Raw genomic sequence first — 21,378 nt, 5'->3', positions numbered from 1 at the left:
GCAGTTATGCGTCGTGTCGTTATCACCGGGTTGGGCATCGTTTCACCCATCGGGAACTCCGCAGCCGAAGTGGATCAGGCGTTGCGGGCCGGAACCTCCGGCATTGAAGCCTCACCGGACATGGCCGAACACGGGTTCCGCTCGCAGGTTGCGGGCACGCTCAAGATCGACGTGGCCGACCACGTGGACAAGCGCACGCTGCGGTTCATGGGCCCCGGTGCCGCCTATGCGCATATCGCCATGGGTCAGGCGATTGAGGATGCGGGCCTGACCGAAGAGCAGATCGTTAACCCTATGACCGGGGTCATCGCAGGCTCCGGCGGTCCGTCGACCAGTGCGATGTTCGCCGCCCACCAGACGGTGCTGAAGACCGGATCGACCAAGCGGATCGGGCCGTTTGCAGTGCCGAAAACGATGTCTTCGACGGTGAGCGCGAACCTCGCCACCGCCTACAAGATCAAGGGCATGAACTTCTCGATCACCTCGGCCTGCTCCACCTCATTGCACTGCATCGGCATGGCCGCACAGCAGATCGCGCTCGGCCATCAGGACATCATGTTCGGCGGCGGCGGGGAAGAACTCGACTGGACCCTGTCGTGCCTGTTCGATGCCATGGGTGCGATGAGCAGCAAGTATAACGACACCCCCACCAAAGCCTCGCGCGCGTTCGATGCGGGCCGCGACGGGTTCGTAATCGCGGGCGGCGGCGCGATGGTGGTCCTCGAAAGCCTCGAGTCCGCCCAGGCCCGGGGCGCGAAAATCTACGCCGAAGTGACCGGGTTCGCCGCCACCTCTGACGGGGCCGACATGGTCGCCCCCTCGGGCGAGGGCGGTGAGCGGGCCATGCGCGGCGCACTAAAAACCTTGCCCGAAGGCCGCAGCGTCAGCTACATCAACGCCCACGGCACCAGCACGCCGGTGGGCGATGTGGGCGAGGTTGAGGCCGTCCGCCGGGTCTTCGGTGAGGGGTCCACACCCCCGATCTCCTCGACCAAATCCATGACCGGCCACTCCCAGGGCGCCACCGGCGCGCAGGAAGCGGTCTATTGCCTGTTGGCGCTGCAGGGCGACTACATCATCCCCTCGATCAACGTCGAAACCCTCGACCCCGCGCTCAAGCCCGAAGAAATCGCCACCGAATTCAAGGCCGACGCCAGGCTCGATACGGTGATGACCAACTCCTTCGGCTTCGGCGGCACCAACGGCTCGATGCTGCTGTCCAAATTCCGGGAGTGACCGCCATGACGATTCAGATGAACGGAAAACGCGGCCTGATCATGGGCGTGGCCAACGACCGCTCAATCGCCTGGGGCATTGCCCGCTCTATGGCGGCGGCGGGGGCCGAGCTTGCCTTCTCCTATCAGGGGGAAGGTTTGCTCAAGCGGGTCGGCCCGCTGGCCGAAAGCGTGGGCTCCGACACGCTGGTTGAGGCGGACGTGACCGACGATGCCTCGCTTGATGCCTGTTTCCAGACGCTCAAGGACAAATGGGGCAGCATCGACTTTCTGGTCCACGCCATCGCCTATTCGGACAAGAACGAGCTGACGGGCCGCGTCTCGGACACCACGCGCGCCAATTTCACCAACTCGATGGCGATCAGCTGCTACAGCTTCATCGACGTGTCCCGACGTGCGGCCGAGCTGATGCCCGAGGGCGGCACGCTGCTCACGTTGACTTATGACGGCAGCCAGCGGATCACGCCGAACTACAACGTCATGGGCGTGGCCAAAGCCGCGCTGGAAAGCGCGACCCGCTATCTGGCCGCTGACCTCGGCCCGCAGCAGATCCGGGTCAACGCGATCAGCCCCGGTCCGATGAAGACGCTCGCGGGGGCCGCCATCGCCGGCGCGCGCCGCACCTTCAAATACGCCGAGGCCAACAGCCCCTTGCGCCACAACGCGACGCTGGATGCGGTGGGCGGCACGGCGGTCTATCTCGCCTCCGACGCAGGCGCTTGCACCACGGGTGAGATCATCCACGTCGACAGCGGCTTGCACATCATGATGATGCCGGCGCTGGAAAACCTCGGCTAAGGCACCCCCGACAGCCAACGAAAAAGGGCGCCCCGCTTTCGGGGCGCCCTTTTGCATGTCAAACCATCGTGGCTCAGGCGGCCTTGATGTCGACCAGCTCGATCGCGAAGGTCAAATCCTTGCCGGCCAGCACGTGGTTCGCGTCAAGGATCACTTCCTCGTCGCTCATCTCGGCCACGGTCACCGGGATCACCTGTTGGCCATCGGGCGATTGCATCTGCAGCGTCAGACCGACTTCAAGGGGGATATCGGCGGGGATCTGCTCACGCGGGACCGCCTGACGGTTGGCCGGATTGGCTTCGCCGTAAGCTTCTGCACTGGGCACTTCCACGGTCTTCTTGTCACCGACTTCCATGCCCGGCAGCGCCTTGTCCAACCCCGGGATGATCTGGCCGGACCCAACCACGAATTCCAGCGGGTCGCGCCCGGCGCTGGAATCGAAGGTGCTGCCGTCGTTCAGCGTGCCGGTATAGTGGATCGCGACGGTGTCGCCTGTCTTCACTTCAGTCATATTCTCTATCCTTATCATCTCATCAGAATCGCCGCGTGCCTAACAACCGCTTTATGCAATTGCAAACCGGCACCGGTCTGGCACCTGCGCCGCGCTCTTCTTTGCTTGTCAAATATCCCCGCCGGACGCTCCGGACCGCGCCGCGCATCCTGACACCGCAGGGGCGTGCGTCCCGTCACACCCCGCACTTATTTCCGTCTTTCAAACCGCATCCGTGCGTGCAAAGCTGCCCGCGAACAGAAAGGGCTGCCATGACCATCACCACCTGCATCTTTGACGCCTACGGAACCTTGCTGGACGTGGACGCCGCGGCCCGACAGGTCGCGAAAGAGCCGGGTCAGTCGCAGCTTGCGGCGGTCTGGGGGACGCTCTCGGCGGACTGGCGCGCCAAGCAGCTTGAATACTCCTGGCTGCGGGCCATCGGCGGGCGGCACATCCCGTTTTGGCAGGTCACGCAGGACGCGCTCGACTGGGCGATGGAGAACAATGGACTGTTCGACAACGCCCTGCGCGCCAAATTGCTCTCGGTATACAAGGAACTGCCCGCCTACGAGGAAGTGCCCGCCATGCTCAAGGCGCTGAAAGACAAGGGCATGAACGTCGCGATCCTGTCCAACGGCTCGCCCGACATGCTCGTGGCCGCGGTGCGCTCGGCGGGGATTGGCGAATACCTCGACGATGTGCTCAGCGTGGAAGAGGTCGGCATCTACAAGCCACACACCCACGTCTATGACATGGTCTGGGACCGGTTCGACGTGCCGCAGACCGAAGTGCTCTTCGCCTCGTCCAACGGCTGGGACGCGGCCGGCGCGGCGGGCTACGGGTTCGCCACGGTCTGGGTCAACCGCGATGGCAGGCCGCAAGACAGGCTCTGGGCCGCGCCCCACCGCACGGTCAAGGACCTCACCGCGATCCCAGATCTCGTCTGATGCCCAAGGTTACGGCGGCGGACGGCACGCGGCTGCACTATGCCGATGAAGGCACGGGGCTGCCGCTTCTGGCCCTGAGCGGGCTGACCCGCAACCTGCACGATTTCGACCACGTGGCCCCGCATCTGCTGGCGCTCGGGGTGCGACTGATCCGGATGGATTACCGCGGGCGGGGGCAATCGGACCATGCCGACCCCGCCACCTACACCGTCAAACACGAAGCGCAGGACGCGCTGATGCTGCTGGACCATCTGCAGATCGACAAGGCCGCGGTTCTGGGCACCTCTCGCGGTGGGATGATCGCGATGATGCTTGCCGCTACGGCCAAACACCGCCTTCTGGGCGTGGCGCTCAACGACATCGGGCCGGAGCTGTCGACCGCGGGGCTCAGCGTCATCAAGGACTACCTTGGCCGCAATCCGCCCCACGCGACCCATGAAGAGGCCGCCCGCTTCCGCGCGCAGGCGTGGTCACATTTCAAGGGCGTGCCCCACGACCGCTGGCTGGCCGAAGTACGCCACCACTACGACGAGACGCCCGAAGGGCTGGTGATCCGCTACGATGCGAAGCTGCGCGATGCGGTCTTCGGGTCCAATGTAGACCCGGCCCCCGATCTCTGGCCGCTGTTTGACGCGCTCGACGGTCTGCCGCTGGCGCTTCTGCGGGGCGATGCCTCGGACCTGTTGTCGCCCGTCACCTTTGACGAAATGCGCAACCGCCGCCCTGATGCCCACGCCGCCGAAGTGCTGGGCCGGGGCCACGTGCCGTTCCTTGATGAGCCCGAGGCGCTGGCGGTGCTGAAAGACTGGATCGCCGACCTATGAGCGAGCCCACGGCGGACAGCTGCGACATCGGGATGATCCGCGCCGCGGCCGCACGGCTGGACGGCCACGTGCGCCCGACGCCGTTGCTGACCTCGCCCTTTCTGGACGAGATCGCGGGACGCCGGGTCTTCGTCAAACCCGAATGCCTGCAACACACCGGCAGCTTCAAGTTTCGCGGCGGTTGGTCTGCGATCTCGGCGCTTGACCCTGCCACCCGCGCGCGCGGCGTGATCGCCTTTTCCTCGGGCAACCATGCGCAGGGCGTGGCCCTTGCGGCCCAGCGGCACGGGGTGCCCTGCGTCATCATCATGCCCGCCGACGCGCCGCAGTTGAAGATCGCCAACACCCGCGCGCTGGGGGCCGAAGTGATCCTTTACGACCGCGCCACTGACGACCGCGACGCCCTCGGGGCCGCCGTAGCCGAGCAGCGCGGCCTGACGCTCATCAAGCCCTTCGACGACCCGCAAGTGATCGCCGGACAGGGCACCACCGGGCTGGAAATCGCCTGCGATGCCAATGCCTTGGGGCTTCGCAATGCCGACATCCTCGTGTGCTGCGGCGGGGGCGGCCTGTCGTCGGGCATCGCCCTGGCCTGCGCGGCCGAGGCCCCCACCCTGCGCGTGCGCACGGTCGAACCCGAAGGGTTCGACGATGTGAAACGCTCGCTCGCGGCGGGCGAGATTCGCAGCAACCCCCCGGGCGCTGCAAGCATTTGCGACGCGATCGTCACGCCCCGGCCCGGCGATCTGACCTTTCCGATCCTCAAACGCCTTTGCGGGCCCGGCCTGTCGGTCACCGAGGCCGAGGTGCTGCGCGCCATGGCGCAGGCCTTCTTGCGGCTCAAGCTGGTGGTCGAACCCGGCGGCGCGGTGGCACTGGCTGCGGCCCTCTCGCGGCCGGGCGAAATCACCGGCGATGCGGTCATCGTCACCCTGTCGGGCGGCAACGTCGACCCGGCCGTTTTCGCCCGCGCCCTTTCCACATTGCCCTGACAGCTCTATCTTTGCTTTTCAAATATCCCCGCCGGAGGCTCCCGCCCCCGCAACGAAAGGTGCCGTTCCATGTCCCGCTTCACGATTGCCAGTTTCAACGTCAAAAACCTCATCGGGGCAGACAAGGAATACTACAAGTTCCAGGAATACACGCCCGAGGAATACGCCTGGAAACGGGACTGGATGGCCGACCAGCTTCTGACGATGAACAGTGACATTATCGGCTTTCAGGAAATCTTCGAGGAAGAGGCCCTGCGCGACGTGATCGAAGAGACCGACCGCCGCGCCATCGCCTCCAACCGTGCCTCGATCCCCGACCAGTCCAAGGGCTACCACCGTCGCGCGATTTTCCGGCGGCTGGCGGTGACGCCCTATCTGGCCGACAACCCCGATGCGGCGCTGGCCTTCGCGCCCAACGTCGCGGACGGAGAGCCGGGGCACCGCCGCCCCGGCAACGCGATCCTGTCACGGTTCGGCTTCGCGGAACCGGTGCAAGTGCTGCAAGACCTGCCCGAGCCGCTGATCGTGCCCTTCTCGGCCCTGCGCGGCATGGACGGCAACTCGGACGCGGGGCATTTCCGTCTGCGCCGCCTCTCGCGCCCGATCCTCAAGGCGCGCATCCCGGTGCCCGACGGCGCGGGCGGCACCCGGATTCTGACCGTGTTCAACTGTCACCTGAAGTCGAAACTGGGCGAGTTGCCGCAGAAACCGGGCGATCCCTATCCGCCGGCGGCGGACCTTACGCGGTATGATCCCGTCGCCCGCGCCATGGGCTCGCTGCGCGCCGCCCTGCGCCGCATGGCCGAAGCCTGGGTGCTGCGCACCGAGATCATCGAAGAACTCAACGACGGCAATCCGGTCATGGTGCTGGGCGATTTCAACGACGGTGAACACGCGGTCAGCTCCGAGATCATCTCGGGCGAGGTGCCGTTCAAAAACTACGGCTGGATGCTGCGCCACGATGCGCAAACGCCGAACGACCGCTACACCGACGAAGAGAACGAACAGATCACCCGCGACATCGAACGGGTGCGGCTGCATTCCGCCGAGAAACTTTTCGTGCGCAAATCCGCCCGCGACATGGTCTATACCTCGGCCTTCGGCGGCGTGTTCGAAAGCATCGACCAGATCTACATGTCGCGCCACTTCCACCCCGACAACGCCCGCAAGCTTGGGCAGATGGAGTATTTTTCAGTGCTGAACGACCATTTGACCGACGGCTCACACCCCGAGGCCCCCTACAACAAGCTGGCATCCGATCACGGCCAGATCATCGCGCATATGGTGATGGGGGACGGGGCAGATGCATAAGATCACCGCCAAGGACGCCGAGCTGTTCGCCACCGAAAGCGGCCAAGGGCCAACGGTGGTCTTTGCCCATTGTCTGGGGCTGGATCACCACGTCTGGGACGCGGTCGCGGAGCGCCTGCCCGATCATCGCTGCATCCGCTATGATATGCGCGGACACGGGCGTTCCGACGCGCCCGAGGGCCCTTATGCGATGGGCACGCTGGTGGCCGATGCCGAAGCGGTCTGCGACGCGCTTGAGCTTGAGGACGTGGTCTTCGTGGGCGTGTCACTGGGCGGCATGATCGCGCAAGGGCTGGCCGTAAAACGGCTGGATCTGGTGCGCGGGCTGGTGTTGTCGGGCACGGCGGCGAAGTTCGGCCAGCCCGAGCCGTGGCACGCCCGCGCCGCCGCCGCGCGAAGCGGCGGGATGGCGGCGTTGGCGCCGGACATCATCTCGCGCTGGCAGCCGGTGCCGGACATGCCCCCGGTGCAAAAACGTCTGACCTCGACCGACGCCGAAGGCTACGCCGCCACTTGCGAAGCCATCGCCGGAACCGATTTCTACACCCCCACGTCCGGATTGCGCCTGCCGACGATGGGCCTGTGCGGGGACGCGGACCGCTCCACCCCGCCGGACCTTGTGCGTGAAACCGTCGAGCTGATCCCCGGCAGCAGCTTCCACCTGATCCGGGGGGCGGGGCACTTGGCGCCACTGACCCACGCCGAGGAGGTGGCGGATCACATCCGCACCTTCCTCACCTCTATCGGTCATATCTGAAGCATGGGCAGGCTGGGCGCGCGCCCCGTGGGCGCGCCCGCTAACCCCCGTCCCGGGGCGCGTCGTCCGCATCCATCTGCCGGACCGGCAGAGGCTCTTTGAAGGTCAGGGTGCGGTACGGGAACGGAATCTCGAGACCTGCGTCATCCAGCGCCCGTTTGACCGCCGCGACCACCTGATCGCGTGAGGTGCGGATGTCCACCGGCTTCGACCCCGTCCACCACGTCACTTCGAAATCAATCGAGGACGCACCGAAGGCTTGCGCGAAAATCTGCACCGGCTTGTCGGTCTGCTCGACGGTGTCGCAGCTTTTCACCGCGCGCGTGATCACGTCGCGCGCCTCGTCCACGTCCACGTCGTAAGCCACGCCGCACATCACCGTCACCCGGCGTTTCGGCTGGTCCGTGCGCACCCAGACCGGGTTCTTAAACAGGATCGAATTGGGCACGATCACCAACTGCCCGTCGGTCTGTTTGATGTGGGTCTCGCGAATGGCGATATGCTCCACCACGCCTTCGACATCCTCGCATTCGATGAAATCGCCGATCCGCATCTCGGGGCGAAACAGAATGATGATCCCGGCCAGAAAGTTCTCGAACACGTCCTTGAAAGCGAACCCGATGGCGACCGAGCCAAGCCCCAGCCCCGCCAGAATGCTGGCCGGCGTAAGGCCGGGAAAGACGATCACCGCGGCGACCATGATCCCCATCGTCCAGATGAAGATCGACAGCAGCAGATGGAACAGCTCTTTCAGGCTGGCGCGCAGCTTGGTGCGGCGCAGGACCCGATCCAGGATCGACGTCGCAATCGCCCGCACCCCCCAGGTCAGGAACAGAACAAGGATGGCCACCACGATCATCGGCGCAACCTCGATCGCGCCCCTTGCGATGTCGCGCAACTGGTTCATCAGAATGGTGATCGGTTCCATGGGTGTCCCTTCGGCAGTATACCCCCCAACGCCCGCGCCGCACCGATCGTTCCGCGCGCCCTTTCCAAAGCCCGCCCCCTGGGTCACAGTGGCCAGCAATGAAACGACTTCTGTCCTATCCCCGCCGCATCGCCGCCAAGCTTGTCGGGCTGGCCATCGCCCTGTTCGCGCGTTTCATCACCGCCGTGCGCGCCGATTGGCAGGGGATCGAGCCGGTCAACATTCAGCGGGTCTATTACGCCAACCACGTGAGCAACGCGGACATGCCGATGATCTGGTCCTGCCTGCCGCCCAACATCCGCCGCGATGTGCGACCCGTGGCAGCGGCGGACTACTGGCTCAAGACCAGATTGCGCGCGTTCGTCGGCCCCGAGGTCTTCAATTGCGTGCTGGTGGACCGCCGCCCCGAGGCCCGCGCCGCCGACCACGATCCGATGCAGAACATCCTCGACGCGCTGGACGAGGGGTCGTCGCTGATCATCTTTCCCGAAGGCAACCGCAACATGACCGACGACCCCCTGTTGCCGTTCAAGGCGGGCCTGTACAACATCGGCAAGGCGCGGCCCGACGTCGATCTTGTGCCCACATGGATCGCCAACGTGACCGAGATCATGCCCAAGGGTGAGGTGATCCCCCTGCCGCTGATCTGTACCGTGACCTTCGGCGCGCCCGTGAAGGTGGAGGCCGGGGAAGACAAGGATGCCTTCCTTGCCCGGGCCGCGCAGGCGCTGGTCGCACTCGCTCCGACGGATGCCCGCCTGTGACCGATACCGATACCGACATTCTGTGGCTTTTTATCGGGGTCTGCGGCCTGCTGATTGTGCTGTCGCTCTTTGGCGAGTTTCTGCGCGCCAAAGGGGGTGAGGACAACCCCGTGGTCGAGACCTTCAACACCCGCGTGAGCAGCTGGTGGGCCATCGTGGTGCTGTTCACGCTGGCGCTGATCGCGGGCAAGATCGGACTTCTGGTGCTGTTCGCCTTCGCGTCCTTCGCGGCACTGCGCGAGTTTCTGACCATGACCAACAAACGCCGCGCCGACCATCTGTCGCTGGCGCTGGGGTTCTTCGTGGTCCTGCCGTTGCAATATGTCTTCATCGGTTTCGACTGGCAGGCGCTGTTTACCGTGTTCATCCCGGTCTATGCCTTCTTGATGTTGCCCATCGTCTCGGCCCTGCGCGGCAACGCCGAGAAATTCCTGATCCGTGTGGCAGAAACCCAATGGGGGTTGATGATCGCGGTGTTCTGCATGTCCCATGTGCCCGCGCTGATGATGATCGACTTTCCCGGCTACCCCGAAGAGCGCGGCGTGCTGTTGATCGCTTTCCTGATCATGGTCGTGCAGTTCGGCGACCTGCTCGATTTCTTCTTCGGCCGCCGCATCGGCCGCACCCGCATCCTTCCCGCGCTGTCGGCCAAGACGTGGGAGGGGATGATCTGCGGCGTCGTCTCGGCTGCGGTGATCGGTGGGCTGCTGGCCTGGCTCACGCCGTTCAGCGTTGTGGAAGCCATGGTCATGGCGGCGCTGGCTTCGGTCGTGGGGATGTTCGGCAATCTGGTCTTCGCGGCGATCAAGAACGACCGGGGCGTGAAGGACTGGTCGCACCTGATCCCCGGTCAGGGCGGCTTTGTGGACCATCTCGACTCGGTCATTTTCTCCGCGCCGGTCTTCTACCACCTCTGCGTGCTCTACTGGACCTGAGGGCCGGCGGGCTCAGGGCAGGATCAGAAACGCGCGGAAATCGTTCACGTTGGTCAGCGTCGGCCCGGTGATCACCTGCCCGCCTGCGGCGGCGAAGAACCCGTGGGCGTTGTTGGCGTCGAGCTCGGCCTGCGCGCTCACACCCTGCGCCCGCGCCCGCGTCAGCGTAGCGGGATCGGCCAAGGCACCGGCCACCTCGGCGCCGCCGTCCACGCCGTCCGTATCGCAGGCCAGCACATGCACCCCGGGCTGTCCATTTAGCGCGAGCGCCGCCGCCAGCACGAATTCCGCGTTCGGCCCGCCGATGCCTTTGCCGCGCCGGGTCACGGTGCATTCGCCCCCCGACAAGAGCAACACCGGGCGGTCGGGGCCGTCGCGCGCGATCTCGAGCGCCAGCGCGGCCTGCGTGCGGGCAAGCTCTCGCGCCTCCCCCTCCAGCGCGTTGCCCAGCATCCGCACCTCGACGCCCGCGGCCCGCGCCTGCGCCGCAGCAGCCTCAAGCGACTGGACGGGGGCGGCGCAGATGCGGGTTTCGCCGCTGGCGGTCGCGGTGGCGTCCTGTGGGGCCCCTCCTGCGGCGAGGAACCGTGCCACCGCGGGCGGGGCCTCAATGCCCCAGTCGGACAAAATCGCGAGCGCACGGGCCGCATCGCTGGGGTGTGGTACGGTCGGACCGCTTGCGATGTCGCGGGGGTCGTCGCCGGGCACGTCCGAGATGATCAGCGTGATCAGCCGGCCCGGATGCACCGCCGCTGCAAGCCGCCCGCCCTTGACGGCTGAAACCTCTTTTCGGACAGCGTTGATCTGGCCGATGGGCATGCCGCTGGCCAACATCGCCTCGCCCAGCGCCTGCTTGTCCGACAGGGTCAGCCCGTCGGCGGGCGCGCAGAGCAGGGCCGATCCGCCGCCGGAGACCAGCATCACGCAGGTGTCCTCTGGCCCCAAGTCCTGCGCAAGAGAAAGCAACCGACGGGTGGCGTCGACGCCCGCTTGGTCGGGCACCGGATGCGCCGCTTCGACGATCTCGACCCCGTGGCACGGGCGGCCATAGCCGTAGCGGGTGATCACCAGACCCTCGCACGGGCCCCAGACGGATTCGACCGCTTCCGCCATGCGCGCCGAGGCCTTGCCCGCGCCCAGCACCACCACCCGCCCCGCAGGTCTGGGGGGCAAGGCCGGGGGCACACATTGCATCGGATCGGCGCGGGCAAGGGCCACATCGAACAGGTCGCGCAGGAAGGCACCGGGATCGGAGATCGCCCCCTGCTGCGCCCCCCACGGCATGCTAGGCCTTCGCAGAGGCGATGGGTTCGCCGTCGGGCGTGATGGGGCCCGCTGCGCAAAACAGCCCGTATAGCGTGTTGAGCACGGCCCCCACCTCATCCCCTTTGATGCTGTAATAAATCGTCTGCCCGGCGCGGCGCCCTTCGACCAGACCGGCCTCTTTCAAGCGCTTGAGCTGTTGCGACATGGTCGGCTGCGGCAGATCACACATCCGCGCCAGCTCCCCGACCGAGCGTTCGCCATTGGTCAAGCGGCACAGAATCTGCAACCGTGACTCGGACGACAGCATCTCCATAAGCGCCGCCGCGTCCTTGATGTTGTCTTTGATAAAATCGTCCGAGACTTTCATATGCGACCCATTGAATATATCCGAAACAGAATATATAGAGATCGCAAGAGAGTTCAAGCCCGGCCCCAGATGCCGGAACCGGAGGCAAGATATGGAAACCGAATTCACCCCCTGGCTGTCGCTTGGCGGCGGCATGTTGATCGGGGCATCCGCTGTGATGTTGATGGCAACCAACGGCCGTATCGCGGGCATCAGCGGGCTGACGTCGCGCATTTTCGCCCGTGCATCCGACAGCGAAGCGCGCGGCGTCTCGGCGTTGTTCGTGCTGGGTCTGCTCTTGGCCGCGCCGCTTTGGCGGCTGGCCTCGGGCGCGTGGCCGGTGCAGACCGTGCCCGACAGTCCGATCCTGATGGCTGTGGCCGGTGCGCTGGTGGGCTTCGGCGCGACCTATGGCAACGGCTGCACCTCCGGGCACGGGGTCTGCGGCATCAGCCGCGGTTCGGCCCGTTCAATCGTGGCGACAGTGACCTTCATGACCACCGCCATCGCCACCGTTTTCATCACCCGCCACCTGATCGGAGCCTGACATGAAACAGCTTTTCGCCCTCCTCTCCGGTCTGGTTTTCGGCCTCGGCCTGATCCTGTCCGGCATGGCCGATCCGGCCAAGGTCCAGAACTTCCTTGACCTCTTCGGCACCTGGGACCCCAGCCTTGCCTTCGTCATGGGCGGTGCGGTTTTGGTGGCCTTCGTCGGTTTTACGCTGCTCACCCGCAACTTGTCCCGGCCCCTGTTCGACAGCGAATTCCGGTTCCCGACAAAGGCCGATATGGATGCGAAACTCATCTCCGGCGCGGCCGTCTTCGGGGTCGGCTGGGGGTTGGGCGGCTTCTGCCCCGGGCCTGCGCTGACGGCCCTGCCGCTGGCCGCCACAGGCACGCTGATTTTCGTCCCCTTCATGCTGCTTGGTATGTGGCTTGCCCGCCATACGCCCGCCCTGACCTTCACAGCTGAGAAAGGAACTGCACAATGACCGACCCTCTCAACACGCCCGTGGTCCGCCATTCGCCCTCAACCGGGGCCAACAGCCCGGACGTCTGGGGCATCTATGAGCCGGACACAGGCTCCATCCAGTATATCTGCGCGGACCCGGCCACCAAGAAGGCCGCCTTGATCGACGTGGTGTGGAACTTCGATCCCAAGAACTACCGCTTTTCGTCCGAGAGCATGGATCAGGTCCTCGACATCGTGCGCGACAACGGGCTTGAGGTGCAGTGGGTCCTCGACACGCACCCCCACGCCGACCACGTCATGGCTTCGGCCCACCTGAAAGAGCGCACGGGCGCCCCCAACGCTATCGGCGCGCTCGTAAGGGACATCGCGAAGATCTGGGCCGACCTCTACAACCTGCCCGACGCCTTCGCGCCCGAGCGCGATTTCGACCACCTGTTCAAGGAAGGCGAGAGCTTCAAGATCGGCGAACTCGACGCCCGCATCCTGCTGTCACCCGGGCACACGCTGGGGTCGATCACCTATGTCTGCGGCGACGCGGCCTTTGTACATGACACGCTGATGCAGCCCGACGCCGGCACGTCGCGCTCGGACTTTCCGGGCGGCGACACGGAAGAGCTTTGGGACAGCATTCAAGAGATCCTGTCCCTGCCCGGCGACACGCGGCTTTATATCGGCCACGATTACGGCACCAAGGACCGCAAGGAACCCGCGTGGGAGGCGACCGTCGCCGAGCACAAGGCGCACAACATCCACGTCAAGGACGGCACGAAGCGCGAGGATTTCATCGAGCGTCGTCAGACCCGCGATGCAACCCTGTCGCTGCCCAACCGCATTCTGGCGGCTTTGCAGATCAACCTGCGGGGCGGACGCCTGCCCGAGGCCGAGGATGACGGGAACCACTACCTCAAGCTGCCCGTGAACCGCTTCGACTGATCCCGCCGGGCGGCCTTCGGGCCGCCAGCCCCCTTTTTCTTCCAGCATCTGGACCCCGATGATGACCCGTTCTTCGCTGTCACGCTACTTGCCGATTCTCGACTGGGGCCGCCGGTATGACCGTGCGACGTTCACCGGCGACATGGTGGCCGCCGTGATCGTGACGGTGATGCTGATCCCGCAATCGCTGGCCTACGCGCTGCTGGCGGGGATGCCACCCGAAGCGGGGATCTACGCCTCGATTGCGCCCATCGTGCTCTATGCGATCTTCGGCACCAGCCGCGCGTTGGCCGTGGGGCCGGTGGCCGTCGTCTCTCTGATGACCGCCGCAGCCGTGGGCAATGTGGCCGACAGCGGCACCGCGGGCTATGTCGTCGCGGCGCTGACACTGGCGTTCCTGTCCGGTGTCATGCTGCTGGCGCTCGGGGTGTTCCGGCTGGGGTTTCTGGCGAACTTCCTGTCACACCCTGTCATCGCCGGTTTCATCACCGCTTCGGGCATCCTCATCGCGGCCAGCCAGCTGCGCCACATCCTCGGGATCGACGCGCAGGGCCACACGCTTCTTGAGCTGCTCTCGACCCTTTTTGCCAATCTGGGCGACACCAACCCGATCACCCTTGTGATCGGCGTTCTGGCCACGGGGTTCCTGTTCTGGGTGCGCCGGGGCCTCAAACCCGCGCTACGGCGTCTGAGCCTTGGCCCGACGCTGGCGGACATCGGCGCCAAGACCGGCCCGATCCTTGCCATTGTCGCGACCACCCTTGCGGTCTGGGCCTTTGATCTGGGCGCACGCGGCGTGGCCATCGTGGGCGACGTGCCACAGGGCCTGCCGCCGCTGACGCTGCCGTCTTTCTCGCCCGCGCTGGTGTCGGACCTTCTGGTGCCCGCGCTGCTGATCTCGATCATCGGTTTTGTCGAAAGCATTTCGGTGGCGCAGACCCTTGCGGCCAAGAAGCGGCAGCGGATCGACCCGGATCAAGAGCTGATCGGGCTGGGCGCGGCGAACCTTGGCGCCGCTTTCACCGGCGGTTTTCCGGTCACTGGGGGCTTTTCGCGCTCGGTCGTCAACAGCGACGCAGGGGCCGAAACCCCGGCGGCGGGGGCCTTCACCGCCGTGGGGCTTGTACTGGCGGCCCTGTTCCTCACGCCGCTGATCTTCTTCCTGCCGAAAGCCACGCTGGCTGCGACGATCATCGTCGCCGTGCTGAGCCTTGTGGACTTCAGCGTGCTGAAACGGGCCTGGGCCTTCAGCCGCGCGGACTTTGCGGCCGTGTCTGTGACCATCGCCCTCACGCTGTTGTTCGGCGTGGAAGCCGGCGTCACCGCCGGTGTCGTGACCTCAATCCTTGTGCATCTTTACAAGACCTCGCGCCCGCATATGGCGGTGGTCGGGCGCGTCCCCGGCACCGAGCACTTCCGCAACGTGCGGAGGCACGCGGTGGAAACCCAGCCGCACGTGCTGTCGCTGCGGGTGGATGAAAGCCTGTATTTCCCCAACGCCCGTTTCCTTGAGGATCAGCTCTCTGCCTTTGCGGCGGACAAACCGGACCTGACGGACGTCGTGCTGATGTTCCCCGCGGTGAACGAAATCGACCTCTCGGCGCTGGAATCGCTCGAGGCGATCAACACCCGCCTGCAGGACGCGGGCATCCGCCTGCACCTGAGCGAGGTCAAGGGCCCGGTCATGGACCGCCTGAAGCGCAGCCATTTCCTTGACGCGCTGACCGGTGACATCTTCCTCAGTCAACACGACGCGGTTTGTGCATTGGCCCGACCGGAGCAGGGAACCGCCCTCTCGCGACCCGACCAACCTTGAAAAACCCTCTTGAGATCAGCGCCTTGCATACCCGACTAAATTTGTCGGGTTGACATATCCTAGCGATTTACTCAGTTATCGGCGCAACCGTTCCACCCCGCGGACGGACACCATCAAGAGGACCCCGAGAATGCCCATCAGACCCATCGCGCTGACCGCCGTGGCGCTGGCCCTTGCCACGCCCGCCTTCGCCGCCACCCCCGAAGAGGTGCTGGACACCTACGCCGACATCGCCGCCGCGAACTACGCAGACAGCCTGACCACCGCGCAGACGCTACAAACGGCGGTCGAAGCGCTGATCGCCGACCCCTCCGCCGAGACGATGAACGCCGCCCGCGCCGCATGGTTGGCCGCGCGCGTGCCCTATCAACAAACCGAAGTGTTCCGCTTCGGCAATGCCATCGTCGACGATTGGGAAGGCAAGGTGAACGCATGGCCCCTGGACGAAGGTCTGATCGACTATGTGGACGCCTCCTACGGGGGCCCCTCGGACGAGAATGCCCTGGCCGCCCTGAACGTGATCGCCAACCCGACCTTCATCCTTTCAGGGGAAGAGATTGACGCCACGACGATCACCCCGACCCTGCTGGAAGAGACCTTGCAGGAAGCGGACGGCATCGAAGCCAACGTCGCGACCGGCTATCACGCCATCGAATTTCTGCTCTGGGGGCAGGACCTGAACGGCCACGCCCCAGGCGCGGGCGACCGGCCCTGGACCGACTACGCCACCGGCGACGACTGCACCAACGGCAACTGCGACCGCCGCGCGGACTACCTTTCGGCGGCGACGGACTTGCTGATCTCCGACCTTGACGACATGGCGCAGGCCTGGGCCGAGGGCGGCGAGGCCCGCGCCGAGCTCATGGCGGACACCGACGCGGGCCTGTCCGCGATCCTCACCGGCATGGGCTCGCTGTCCTACGGAGAGACGGCAGGCGAACGGATGCGCCTTGGCGTCATGCTCAACGACCCCGAGGAAGAGCATTCCTGCTTTGCCGACAACACCCACAACGACCATTACTACAACGGCGTGGGCATCCAGAACGTCTATCTGGGCGAATATATCCGCGCCGATGGCAGCCTTGTCTCGGGTCCGTCGCTCTCGGATCTGGTGGCCGAAACCGATGCCGCGCTGGATGCGGAAATGCAAAGCAAGCTGAAGGATGCGGTGATGGCCCTGTCGCGGATCAAACACGCGGCGGAAGCGGGCTTTGCCTATGACCAGATGCTGGAACGCGGCAACGACGCGGGCGAAGCACTGATCATGGGCGGCGTGAACGGTCTGATCGACCAGACCCGCTCGATCGAACGGGTGATCGCCGCGCTTAACCTCGACGGCACGGCAATCGAAGGCTCCGACAGCCTCGACGCGCCCGACGCGGTGTTCCAATAAGAGACGGGGGGCGCCCCTGCCCCGCAGCAGGGGCGCCCCATCGCAAACAGTAACGGTATCGCCATGCGCAGCCTTCGCCCCCGCAAATGGGCAAACCCCGTCACCCTGATCGTCGCCACGTTGGTGATGGGCTCGGTCGCGGGGGCCGACCTCCCCGCTTATCCGGGGCTGGACGACCCGCACCTTGACGTGATCCCCCGCACCGCGGATGAGGTTGCGCGCATCGCCGCCGTCACCACCCCCACCACCGATTTCACGCAGGCGCAACCGTTCGAGGAACGCTCCGCCGGGGCCGCCACCGTGCGCGCGCGGGCCGATGCCAATGCCTTCTCGCTGCCTTCGGGGAACATCACCTTTGAAGATGAGCTGCAGTTCAAGCTGGGTAACGGGCTGTTCCGCAAGCTCTGGGTCTCGTCCCCGTCCTCGACACTGGCGTCGGACGGGCTGGGGCCGCTGTTCAACGCGCGGTCCTGCCAGCGGTGCCACATCAAGGACGGGCGCGGCCACCCGCCCGAGACCGCCGCCGACAACGCGGTGTCGATGTTTCTGCGCGTTTCGGTCATGGACCCCGACGGCGTGCCCGACGATGCGAACCTCGCGCAGATTGCCGACTACATCGCCACCCTGCCCGACCCGACCTATGGCACCCAGTTGCAGGACGTCGCCGTGCAGGGGCATCCGGCGGAATATACCCTCGGCATCGACTACGAAGAACAGCCTGTGACCCTTGCCGATGGGACCGAGGTGTCCCTGCGCGCGCCCACCTATCGCGCCGACAATCTTGGCTATGGCCCTCTGGCCGAGGGCGCGATGCTGTCCCCACGCGTGGCCCCGCAGATGATCGGTCTTGGCCTGCTGGAAGCGATCCCCGCCGCCGACATTCTGGCGGGCGCGGACCCTGACGATCTGGACGGTGACGGCATCTCGGGGCGGCCCAACATCGTCTGGAGCCACGAATTCGACCGCCCGATGCTGGGCCGGTTCGGCCTGAAAGCGGGCAACCCCACGATCATGGAGCAATCCTCCAGCGCCTTTGTCGGTGACATCGGCATTTCCAACCCGCTGTTCCCCGCCGCCAGCGGCGAATGCACCGACCTGCAGGCCGATTGTCAGGCCGCGATCCACGGCGACGGCGACGCCCGCGGGACCGAGATCGACGCCGAGGGCATGGCGCTTGTGACCTTCTACAGCCGCAACCTTGGCGTTCCGGCGCGGCGCGACGTGGACAACCCCGAGGTTTTGCGCGGCAAAGAGGTGTTCTACACCACCGGCTGCACCGCCTGCCACCGGCCCAGCTTTGTCACCCACCGGCTGGAAAACCAGCCCGAACAAAGCTTCCAGCTCATCTGGCCCTACACGGACATGCTGTTGCACGACATGGGGCCGGGGCTGGCCGACAACCGCCCCGAGGCCCGCGCCACCGGGCAGGAATGGCGCACGCCGCCGCTCTGGGGGATCGGGCTGACCGAACAGGTCAGCGGTCACAGCTATTTCCTGCACGACGGGCGTGCGCGCTCGCTTCTTGAGGCGATCCTGTGGCACGGTGGCGAAGCACAAGCCCAGCGTGACGCGGTGATCGACATGCCCTCGGAAGACCGCGCCGCCCTTCTGAGGTTTTTGGAGAGCCTATGACACGCCACATCCTTGCCGCCGCCCTTGCCCTTACGCCGCTTGCGGCCCTCTCGGCGCCCTCAACCGGGCAGATCGTGCAGGAACATATCCTGCCCCGGTTTGAGGCGTTGACCGAGACGGCCGACATCCTCGCGCAAGCCGCACAGGACGACTGCCAGCCCGCATCCGCGCCCCTGCGCGCGGCCTATCACGACGCCTTCGACGCCTGGATCTCCGCCAGCCACCTGCGGTTCGGCCCGACCGAGGTGGACGACCGTGCCTTTGCGCTGGCCTTCTGGCCCGACAGCCGCGGTGCCACGCCGCGCGTGCTCTCCGGTCTGATTGCCGCCGAAGATCCCGTTGCCATGGACCCAGAGGATTATGCCGAAGTCTCCATCGCCGGACGCGGCTTCTACGCGCTGGAGGCGTTGCTTTTCGACGACCGGTTCACCGGGGACGATCATGCGGAGTATCGCTGCACCCTTGTGCAGACGATCACCGCCGACATCGCGCAGCTCTCGGCGGACATCGAACAGGACTGGCGCGACGATTACGCCGAGGTGATCACCACCCCGGGCCCCGATGCCCCCTACCGCTCCGACGAAGAGGCCCTGCAAGAGCTGCTGCGCGCCCTTTCGCAGGGGTTGCAGCTCACCCATGACAGCCGGCTCGGGCGGCCCCTTGGCAGTTTCGACCAGCCGCGCCCCATGCGCGCCGAAGCGCGGCGGTCCGAGCGGTCCGCCCGACACGTGCGGCTGAGCCTTGCGGCCCTGCGCGACCTCGCGCTCTACCTTGCGGCAGAGGATGACGCGCTGGCGCAGAGGCTGGGCGAGCAGTTCGACACCGCCCTTGCCCGGCTCGACGCGCTGGCCGATCCGACCTTTGCGGGTGTGGCCGATCCGCAAACGCGGCTGAAGATCGAAGTGCTGCAACAGGACGTAAACGCGATCCGCGACACCGTGCAGCAAGAGCTTGGCCCCACCTTGGGCGTCGCGGCCGGCTTCAACGCGCTGGACGGGGACTGACATGCTGACAGGACGGCGCGGTTTTCTTGCGGGCCTGCTGGCCACCGGACTTGCACCTGCGCCCACATGGGCCGACGCGGGCTCTCCGTCCTATCTCTCTGCCGCGGCGCGCCCCGATGGCCGGTTCGTGTTGTGCGGCATTGATGCGACATTGGCGGTCGCCTTCCAGATCCCCCTGCCCGACCGCGGCCACGCCGCCGCAGCGCACCCCACCCGCCCCGAGGCCGTGGCCTTTGCCCGGCGGCCGGGCACCTTCGCCGTGGTGATCGACTGCGCGACGGGCACCGAACAGACGGTTTTGCAGGCCCCGAGGGGGCGGCATTTCTACGGCCATGGTGCCTATTCGCAAGACGGGCGGCTGCTGTTCACGACCGAGAACGACTTTGAGGCCGGGCGCGGCGTCGTGGGCCTTTGGGATGCCGCCCGGGGCTATGCCCGCGTGGGCGAATGGGACAGCGGCGGCATCGGCCCCCACGACATCAAACGGTGCCCCGGCTCGGACGCACTTGTGGTGGCGAACGGCGGCATCGACACCCACCCGGACACGGGCCGCACGAAGCTCAACATCCCCACCATGCGGCCGAACCTGTCCTATCTGGACGACGGCGCGGTGATCGAGCAGATCGACCTGCCCCGCGACATGCACAAGAACTCCATCCGTCATCTGGCAGTCGCCCCCGATGGCACGGTCGCCTTCGGGATGCAGTGGCAAGGCCACGGTCCGGCCCCGGCGCTTGTGGGGCTCCATCGCTTTGGACAAGAGGTCGCCTTGATGGCGTCCGACCCCGACAATCTTCGCGACATGCAGGGTTATATCGGCAGCATCGCCATCGCGGCGGACGGCGAAAGCATCGCCGTCACCTCACCGCGTGGCGGGCTGGTGCAGGTGTTCCACGACGGACGCTTGCAGCGCGCCCACGAGGTCGCGGACGTCTGCGGCGTGGCAGCCATGGGCGACGGCTTTGCGCTCACCTCGGGCATCGGCACCCTTGCACAGCTACACGGCACCGCGCTGCGCGTAAGCACCCCTGCCCGTTTGCGATGGGACAACCACCTCATCGGGCTTTAGGACAACCGCAGCCCCGCGCGCAGATGCTCCAGCAGCAGCCGCACCTTCGGGGACAGATGCCGGTTCTGCGGATAGATCGCCCAGATGCCGTCGTCAGGGGCGCGAAAAGTCTCGAGCACGGGCTGCAAAGCCTTGGCCCGCAGCGCGTCCTTCAGGTGGTAATCGGGCAACTGGATGAGGCCGAGCCCCTTGCGCGCCGCATCAACCAGCGCCGCGCCACTGTTGCACCGCAAATTGCCCTTGATGCGCACATGGCGGGTGCCCCCGTCCTCTTCAAACCGCCAATAGCCCAGCGTGCCTTGCAGACAATTGTGCGCCTCGAGGTCGACCAGACTGTGCGGCATGCCCCGCGCGGCGAGGTAGTCCGGCGATGCGCAGGTCTGGTGCCGCCGCGTGCCCAGCCGTTGCGCCATCATGGAACTGTCCTCCAGATCGCCCAGCCGAATGGCCAGATCGAAGCTTTCCGCCACCAGATCAAGCCGCTGGTTGCTCAGATGCAGATGGATCTCAAGCTCGGGATAATGTTGCAGGAAATCGTTGATAAGCGGGGCGATACGGGTCTCGCCGAAGGTCACGGGCGCGGTGATGTTCAGCCGCCCCCGGGGGTGCTGGTGCAGGTCCGAAATCGCCCGTTCCGCCTCGGCCAGACCATCGAGCACCTGACGGCAATGATTGTAATAGACCTGCCCGGTTTCGGTGATCGTGACCTTGCGCGTGGTGCGATAGAACAGTTTGGCACCCAGCCGCCCCTCAAGCGCGCCGACCTGCCGGCTGACCTGTGCCGTTGAGATGCCCAAGGTGTCCGCCGCTCCGGTGAAGCTCCCCGCTTCTGCCACGGCGACGAATTCTGACACGCCGTCCCAAATGTTCATCCTGCTCCCTCATTCTTACTATGCCGCAACAGTGTTTTGCATAATGGGGTAATTATCCCCTGCTGGGAATGATGTATTTGGCCCTTCATT

At 65.8% G+C, this 21,378-nt stretch carries 22 protein-coding genes; 17 read left to right on the top strand and 5 right to left on the bottom strand.

Annotation, left to right across the window (positions count from 1 at the left end):
• Positions 1-6 precede the first annotated feature (6 nt).
• Positions 7-1,236 (top strand): beta-ketoacyl synthase N-terminal-like domain-containing protein, encoded by a 1,230-nt coding sequence (locus tag DC363_RS15870; protein WP_108642139.1) that lies wholly within the window; start codon positions 7-9, stop codon positions 1,234-1,236.
• Positions 1,237-1,241: 5 nt separating this feature from the next.
• The gene (locus DC363_RS15865; protein WP_108642138.1) at positions 1,242-2,033 is read left to right on the top strand and encodes an enoyl-ACP reductase FabI; all 792 of its coding nucleotides are present in this window, start codon (positions 1,242-1,244) and stop codon (positions 2,031-2,033) included.
• A 73-nt stretch (positions 2,034-2,106) separates the two neighbouring features.
• Here DC363_RS15865 and DC363_RS15860 read toward each other — a convergent pair whose 3' ends face one another.
• Complete coding sequence (locus tag DC363_RS15860; protein ID WP_108642137.1) at positions 2,107-2,544, bottom strand: FKBP-type peptidyl-prolyl cis-trans isomerase; 438 nt, start codon at positions 2,542-2,544, stop codon at positions 2,107-2,109.
• Positions 2,545-2,795: 251 nt separating this feature from the next.
• Between DC363_RS15860 and DC363_RS15855 the strand changes: the two genes are divergently transcribed.
• From DC363_RS15855 to DC363_RS15835, 5 genes are all read left to right on the top strand, one after another.
• Positions 2,796-3,473, top strand: a complete 678-nt coding sequence (locus DC363_RS15855) for a haloacid dehalogenase type II (RefSeq protein ID WP_108642136.1) — start codon at positions 2,796-2,798, stop codon at positions 3,471-3,473.
• On the top strand, positions 3,473-4,297 hold the full coding sequence (locus DC363_RS15850) for an alpha/beta fold hydrolase (RefSeq protein ID WP_108642135.1): 825 nt from the start codon (positions 3,473-3,475) through the stop codon (positions 4,295-4,297). The genes DC363_RS15855 and DC363_RS15850 overlap by 1 nt, the downstream gene beginning before the upstream one ends.
• Positions 4,294-5,289, top strand: a complete 996-nt coding sequence (locus tag DC363_RS15845) for a threonine ammonia-lyase (RefSeq protein ID WP_241963046.1) — start codon at positions 4,294-4,296, stop codon at positions 5,287-5,289. Before DC363_RS15850 ends, DC363_RS15845 begins: the two co-directional genes overlap by 4 nt.
• A gap of 69 nt (positions 5,290-5,358) precedes the next feature.
• Positions 5,359-6,600, top strand: coding sequence for an endonuclease/exonuclease/phosphatase family protein (locus tag DC363_RS15840; protein WP_108642134.1), 1,242 nt, complete (start codon positions 5,359-5,361; stop codon positions 6,598-6,600).
• Positions 6,593-7,357, top strand: coding sequence for an alpha/beta fold hydrolase (locus tag DC363_RS15835; protein ID WP_108642133.1), 765 nt, complete (start codon positions 6,593-6,595; stop codon positions 7,355-7,357). Before DC363_RS15840 ends, DC363_RS15835 begins: the two co-directional genes overlap by 8 nt.
• A gap of 40 nt (positions 7,358-7,397) precedes the next feature.
• On the opposite strand, the gene DC363_RS15830 is transcribed toward DC363_RS15835, so the two are convergent.
• Positions 7,398-8,285, bottom strand: coding sequence for a mechanosensitive ion channel family protein (locus DC363_RS15830; protein WP_108642132.1), 888 nt, complete (start codon positions 8,283-8,285; stop codon positions 7,398-7,400).
• 98 nt (positions 8,286-8,383) lie between these two features.
• Here DC363_RS15830 and DC363_RS15825 point away from each other — a divergent pair, with 98 nt between their 5' ends.
• Positions 8,384-9,049 carry a lysophospholipid acyltransferase family protein gene (locus DC363_RS15825; RefSeq protein ID WP_108642131.1) on the top strand — a complete coding sequence of 222 codons (666 nt, stop codon included), beginning with the start codon at positions 8,384-8,386 and terminating at the stop codon, positions 9,047-9,049.
• Positions 9,046-9,984 (top strand): phosphatidate cytidylyltransferase, encoded by a 939-nt coding sequence (locus DC363_RS15820; RefSeq protein WP_108642130.1) that lies wholly within the window; start codon positions 9,046-9,048, stop codon positions 9,982-9,984. The genes DC363_RS15825 and DC363_RS15820 overlap by 4 nt, the downstream gene beginning before the upstream one ends.
• A 12-nt stretch (positions 9,985-9,996) precedes the next feature.
• Here DC363_RS15820 and DC363_RS15815 read toward each other — a convergent pair whose 3' ends face one another.
• The gene (locus DC363_RS15815; RefSeq protein WP_108642129.1) at positions 9,997-11,268 is read right to left on the bottom strand and encodes a glycerate kinase type-2 family protein; all 1,272 of its coding nucleotides are present in this window, start codon (positions 11,266-11,268) and stop codon (positions 9,997-9,999) included.
• 1 nt (position 11,269) lies between these two features.
• On the bottom strand, positions 11,270-11,617 hold the full coding sequence (locus DC363_RS15810) for an ArsR/SmtB family transcription factor (protein WP_108642128.1): 348 nt from the start codon (positions 11,615-11,617) through the stop codon (positions 11,270-11,272).
• Positions 11,618-11,708: 91 nt separating this feature from the next.
• On the opposite strand from DC363_RS15810, the gene DC363_RS15805 reads away from it, so the two are divergent.
• From DC363_RS15805 to DC363_RS15770, 8 genes are all read left to right on the top strand, one after another.
• A complete protein-coding gene (locus DC363_RS15805) occupies positions 11,709-12,143 on the top strand; it encodes a YeeE/YedE family protein (protein WP_108642127.1) in 435 nt (144 codons plus the stop codon).
• A 1-nt stretch (position 12,144) separates the two neighbouring features.
• The gene (locus DC363_RS15800; RefSeq protein ID WP_108642126.1) at positions 12,145-12,588 is read left to right on the top strand and encodes a YeeE/YedE family protein; all 444 of its coding nucleotides are present in this window, start codon (positions 12,145-12,147) and stop codon (positions 12,586-12,588) included.
• On the top strand, positions 12,585-13,502 hold the full coding sequence (locus tag DC363_RS15795) for an MBL fold metallo-hydrolase (protein ID WP_108642125.1): 918 nt from the start codon (positions 12,585-12,587) through the stop codon (positions 13,500-13,502). The genes DC363_RS15800 and DC363_RS15795 overlap by 4 nt, the downstream gene beginning before the upstream one ends.
• A 58-nt stretch (positions 13,503-13,560) precedes the next feature.
• Entirely contained in the window at positions 13,561-15,318 is a 1,758-nt protein-coding gene (locus DC363_RS15790) for a SulP family inorganic anion transporter (RefSeq protein ID WP_479685934.1), read from the top strand.
• A gap of 130 nt (positions 15,319-15,448) precedes the next feature.
• Positions 15,449-16,711, top strand: a complete 1,263-nt coding sequence (locus DC363_RS15785; RefSeq protein WP_108642124.1) for an imelysin family protein — start codon at positions 15,449-15,451, stop codon at positions 16,709-16,711.
• Between the two features lie 126 nt (positions 16,712-16,837).
• Positions 16,838-18,343: a di-heme oxidoreductase family protein gene (locus tag DC363_RS15780; protein WP_108642188.1), complete on the top strand. Its 1,506-nt coding sequence runs from the start codon at positions 16,838-16,840 to the stop codon at positions 18,341-18,343.
• On the top strand, positions 18,340-19,347 hold the full coding sequence (locus DC363_RS15775) for an imelysin family protein (protein ID WP_108642123.1): 1,008 nt from the start codon (positions 18,340-18,342) through the stop codon (positions 19,345-19,347). Before DC363_RS15780 ends, DC363_RS15775 begins: the two co-directional genes overlap by 4 nt.
• A gap of 1 nt (position 19,348) precedes the next feature.
• Complete coding sequence (locus DC363_RS15770) at positions 19,349-20,416, top strand: DUF1513 domain-containing protein (RefSeq protein WP_196778447.1); 1,068 nt, start codon at positions 19,349-19,351, stop codon at positions 20,414-20,416.
• Here DC363_RS15770 and DC363_RS15765 read toward each other — a convergent pair.
• The gene (locus tag DC363_RS15765; protein WP_108642122.1) at positions 20,413-21,288 is read right to left on the bottom strand and encodes a LysR substrate-binding domain-containing protein; all 876 of its coding nucleotides are present in this window, start codon (positions 21,286-21,288) and stop codon (positions 20,413-20,415) included. The two genes, DC363_RS15770 and DC363_RS15765, sit on opposite strands and share 4 nt — an antisense overlap.
• Positions 21,289-21,378 lie beyond the last annotated feature (90 nt).

The sequence above is a fragment of the Thalassorhabdomicrobium marinisediminis genome, from assembly GCF_003072065.1.
Taxonomy (GTDB): Bacteria; Pseudomonadota; Alphaproteobacteria; order Rhodobacterales; family Rhodobacteraceae; genus Octadecabacter; species Octadecabacter marinisediminis.
This window is presented reverse-complemented; position numbering and strand designations above follow the sequence as displayed.

What these genes read in the sequence shown, in the direction of transcription:
- DC363_RS15840 (WP_108642134.1), top strand. Translation starts at nt 5,359, where the DNA reads ATGTCCCGCTTCACGATTGCCAGTTTCAACGTCAAAAACCTCATCGGG.
- DC363_RS15870 (WP_108642139.1), top strand. Translation starts at nt 7, where the DNA reads ATGCGTCGTGTCGTTATCACCGGGTTGGGCATCGTTTCACCCATCGGG.
- DC363_RS15845 (WP_241963046.1), top strand. Translation starts at nt 4,294, where the DNA reads ATGAGCGAGCCCACGGCGGACAGCTGCGACATCGGGATGATCCGCGCC.
- DC363_RS15765 (WP_108642122.1), bottom strand. Translation starts at nt 21,288, where the DNA reads ATGAACATTTGGGACGGCGTGTCAGAATTCGTCGCCGTGGCAGAAGCG.
- DC363_RS15795 (WP_108642125.1), top strand. Translation starts at nt 12,585, where the DNA reads ATGACCGACCCTCTCAACACGCCCGTGGTCCGCCATTCGCCCTCAACC.
- DC363_RS15860 (WP_108642137.1), bottom strand. Translation starts at nt 2,544, where the DNA reads ATGACTGAAGTGAAGACAGGCGACACCGTCGCGATCCACTATACCGGC.
- DC363_RS15835 (WP_108642133.1), top strand. Translation starts at nt 6,593, where the DNA reads ATGCATAAGATCACCGCCAAGGACGCCGAGCTGTTCGCCACCGAAAGC.
- DC363_RS15855 (WP_108642136.1), top strand. Translation starts at nt 2,796, where the DNA reads ATGACCATCACCACCTGCATCTTTGACGCCTACGGAACCTTGCTGGAC.
- DC363_RS15825 (WP_108642131.1), top strand. Translation starts at nt 8,384, where the DNA reads ATGAAACGACTTCTGTCCTATCCCCGCCGCATCGCCGCCAAGCTTGTC.
- DC363_RS15815 (WP_108642129.1), bottom strand. Translation starts at nt 11,268, where the DNA reads ATGCCGTGGGGGGCGCAGCAGGGGGCGATCTCCGATCCCGGTGCCTTC.
- DC363_RS15785 (WP_108642124.1), top strand. Translation starts at nt 15,449, where the DNA reads ATGCCCATCAGACCCATCGCGCTGACCGCCGTGGCGCTGGCCCTTGCC.
- DC363_RS15805 (WP_108642127.1), top strand. Translation starts at nt 11,709, where the DNA reads ATGGAAACCGAATTCACCCCCTGGCTGTCGCTTGGCGGCGGCATGTTG.
- DC363_RS15775 (WP_108642123.1), top strand. Translation starts at nt 18,340, where the DNA reads ATGACACGCCACATCCTTGCCGCCGCCCTTGCCCTTACGCCGCTTGCG.
- DC363_RS15850 (WP_108642135.1), top strand. Translation starts at nt 3,473, where the DNA reads ATGCCCAAGGTTACGGCGGCGGACGGCACGCGGCTGCACTATGCCGAT.
- DC363_RS15770 (WP_196778447.1), top strand. Translation starts at nt 19,349, where the DNA reads ATGCTGACAGGACGGCGCGGTTTTCTTGCGGGCCTGCTGGCCACCGGA.
- DC363_RS15865 (WP_108642138.1), top strand. Translation starts at nt 1,242, where the DNA reads ATGACGATTCAGATGAACGGAAAACGCGGCCTGATCATGGGCGTGGCC.
- DC363_RS15800 (WP_108642126.1), top strand. Translation starts at nt 12,145, where the DNA reads ATGAAACAGCTTTTCGCCCTCCTCTCCGGTCTGGTTTTCGGCCTCGGC.
- DC363_RS15830 (WP_108642132.1), bottom strand. Translation starts at nt 8,285, where the DNA reads ATGGAACCGATCACCATTCTGATGAACCAGTTGCGCGACATCGCAAGG.
- DC363_RS15780 (WP_108642188.1), top strand. Translation starts at nt 16,838, where the DNA reads ATGGGCTCGGTCGCGGGGGCCGACCTCCCCGCTTATCCGGGGCTGGAC.
- DC363_RS15810 (WP_108642128.1), bottom strand. Translation starts at nt 11,617, where the DNA reads ATGAAAGTCTCGGACGATTTTATCAAAGACAACATCAAGGACGCGGCG.
- DC363_RS15790 (WP_479685934.1), top strand. Translation starts at nt 13,561, where the DNA reads ATGATGACCCGTTCTTCGCTGTCACGCTACTTGCCGATTCTCGACTGG.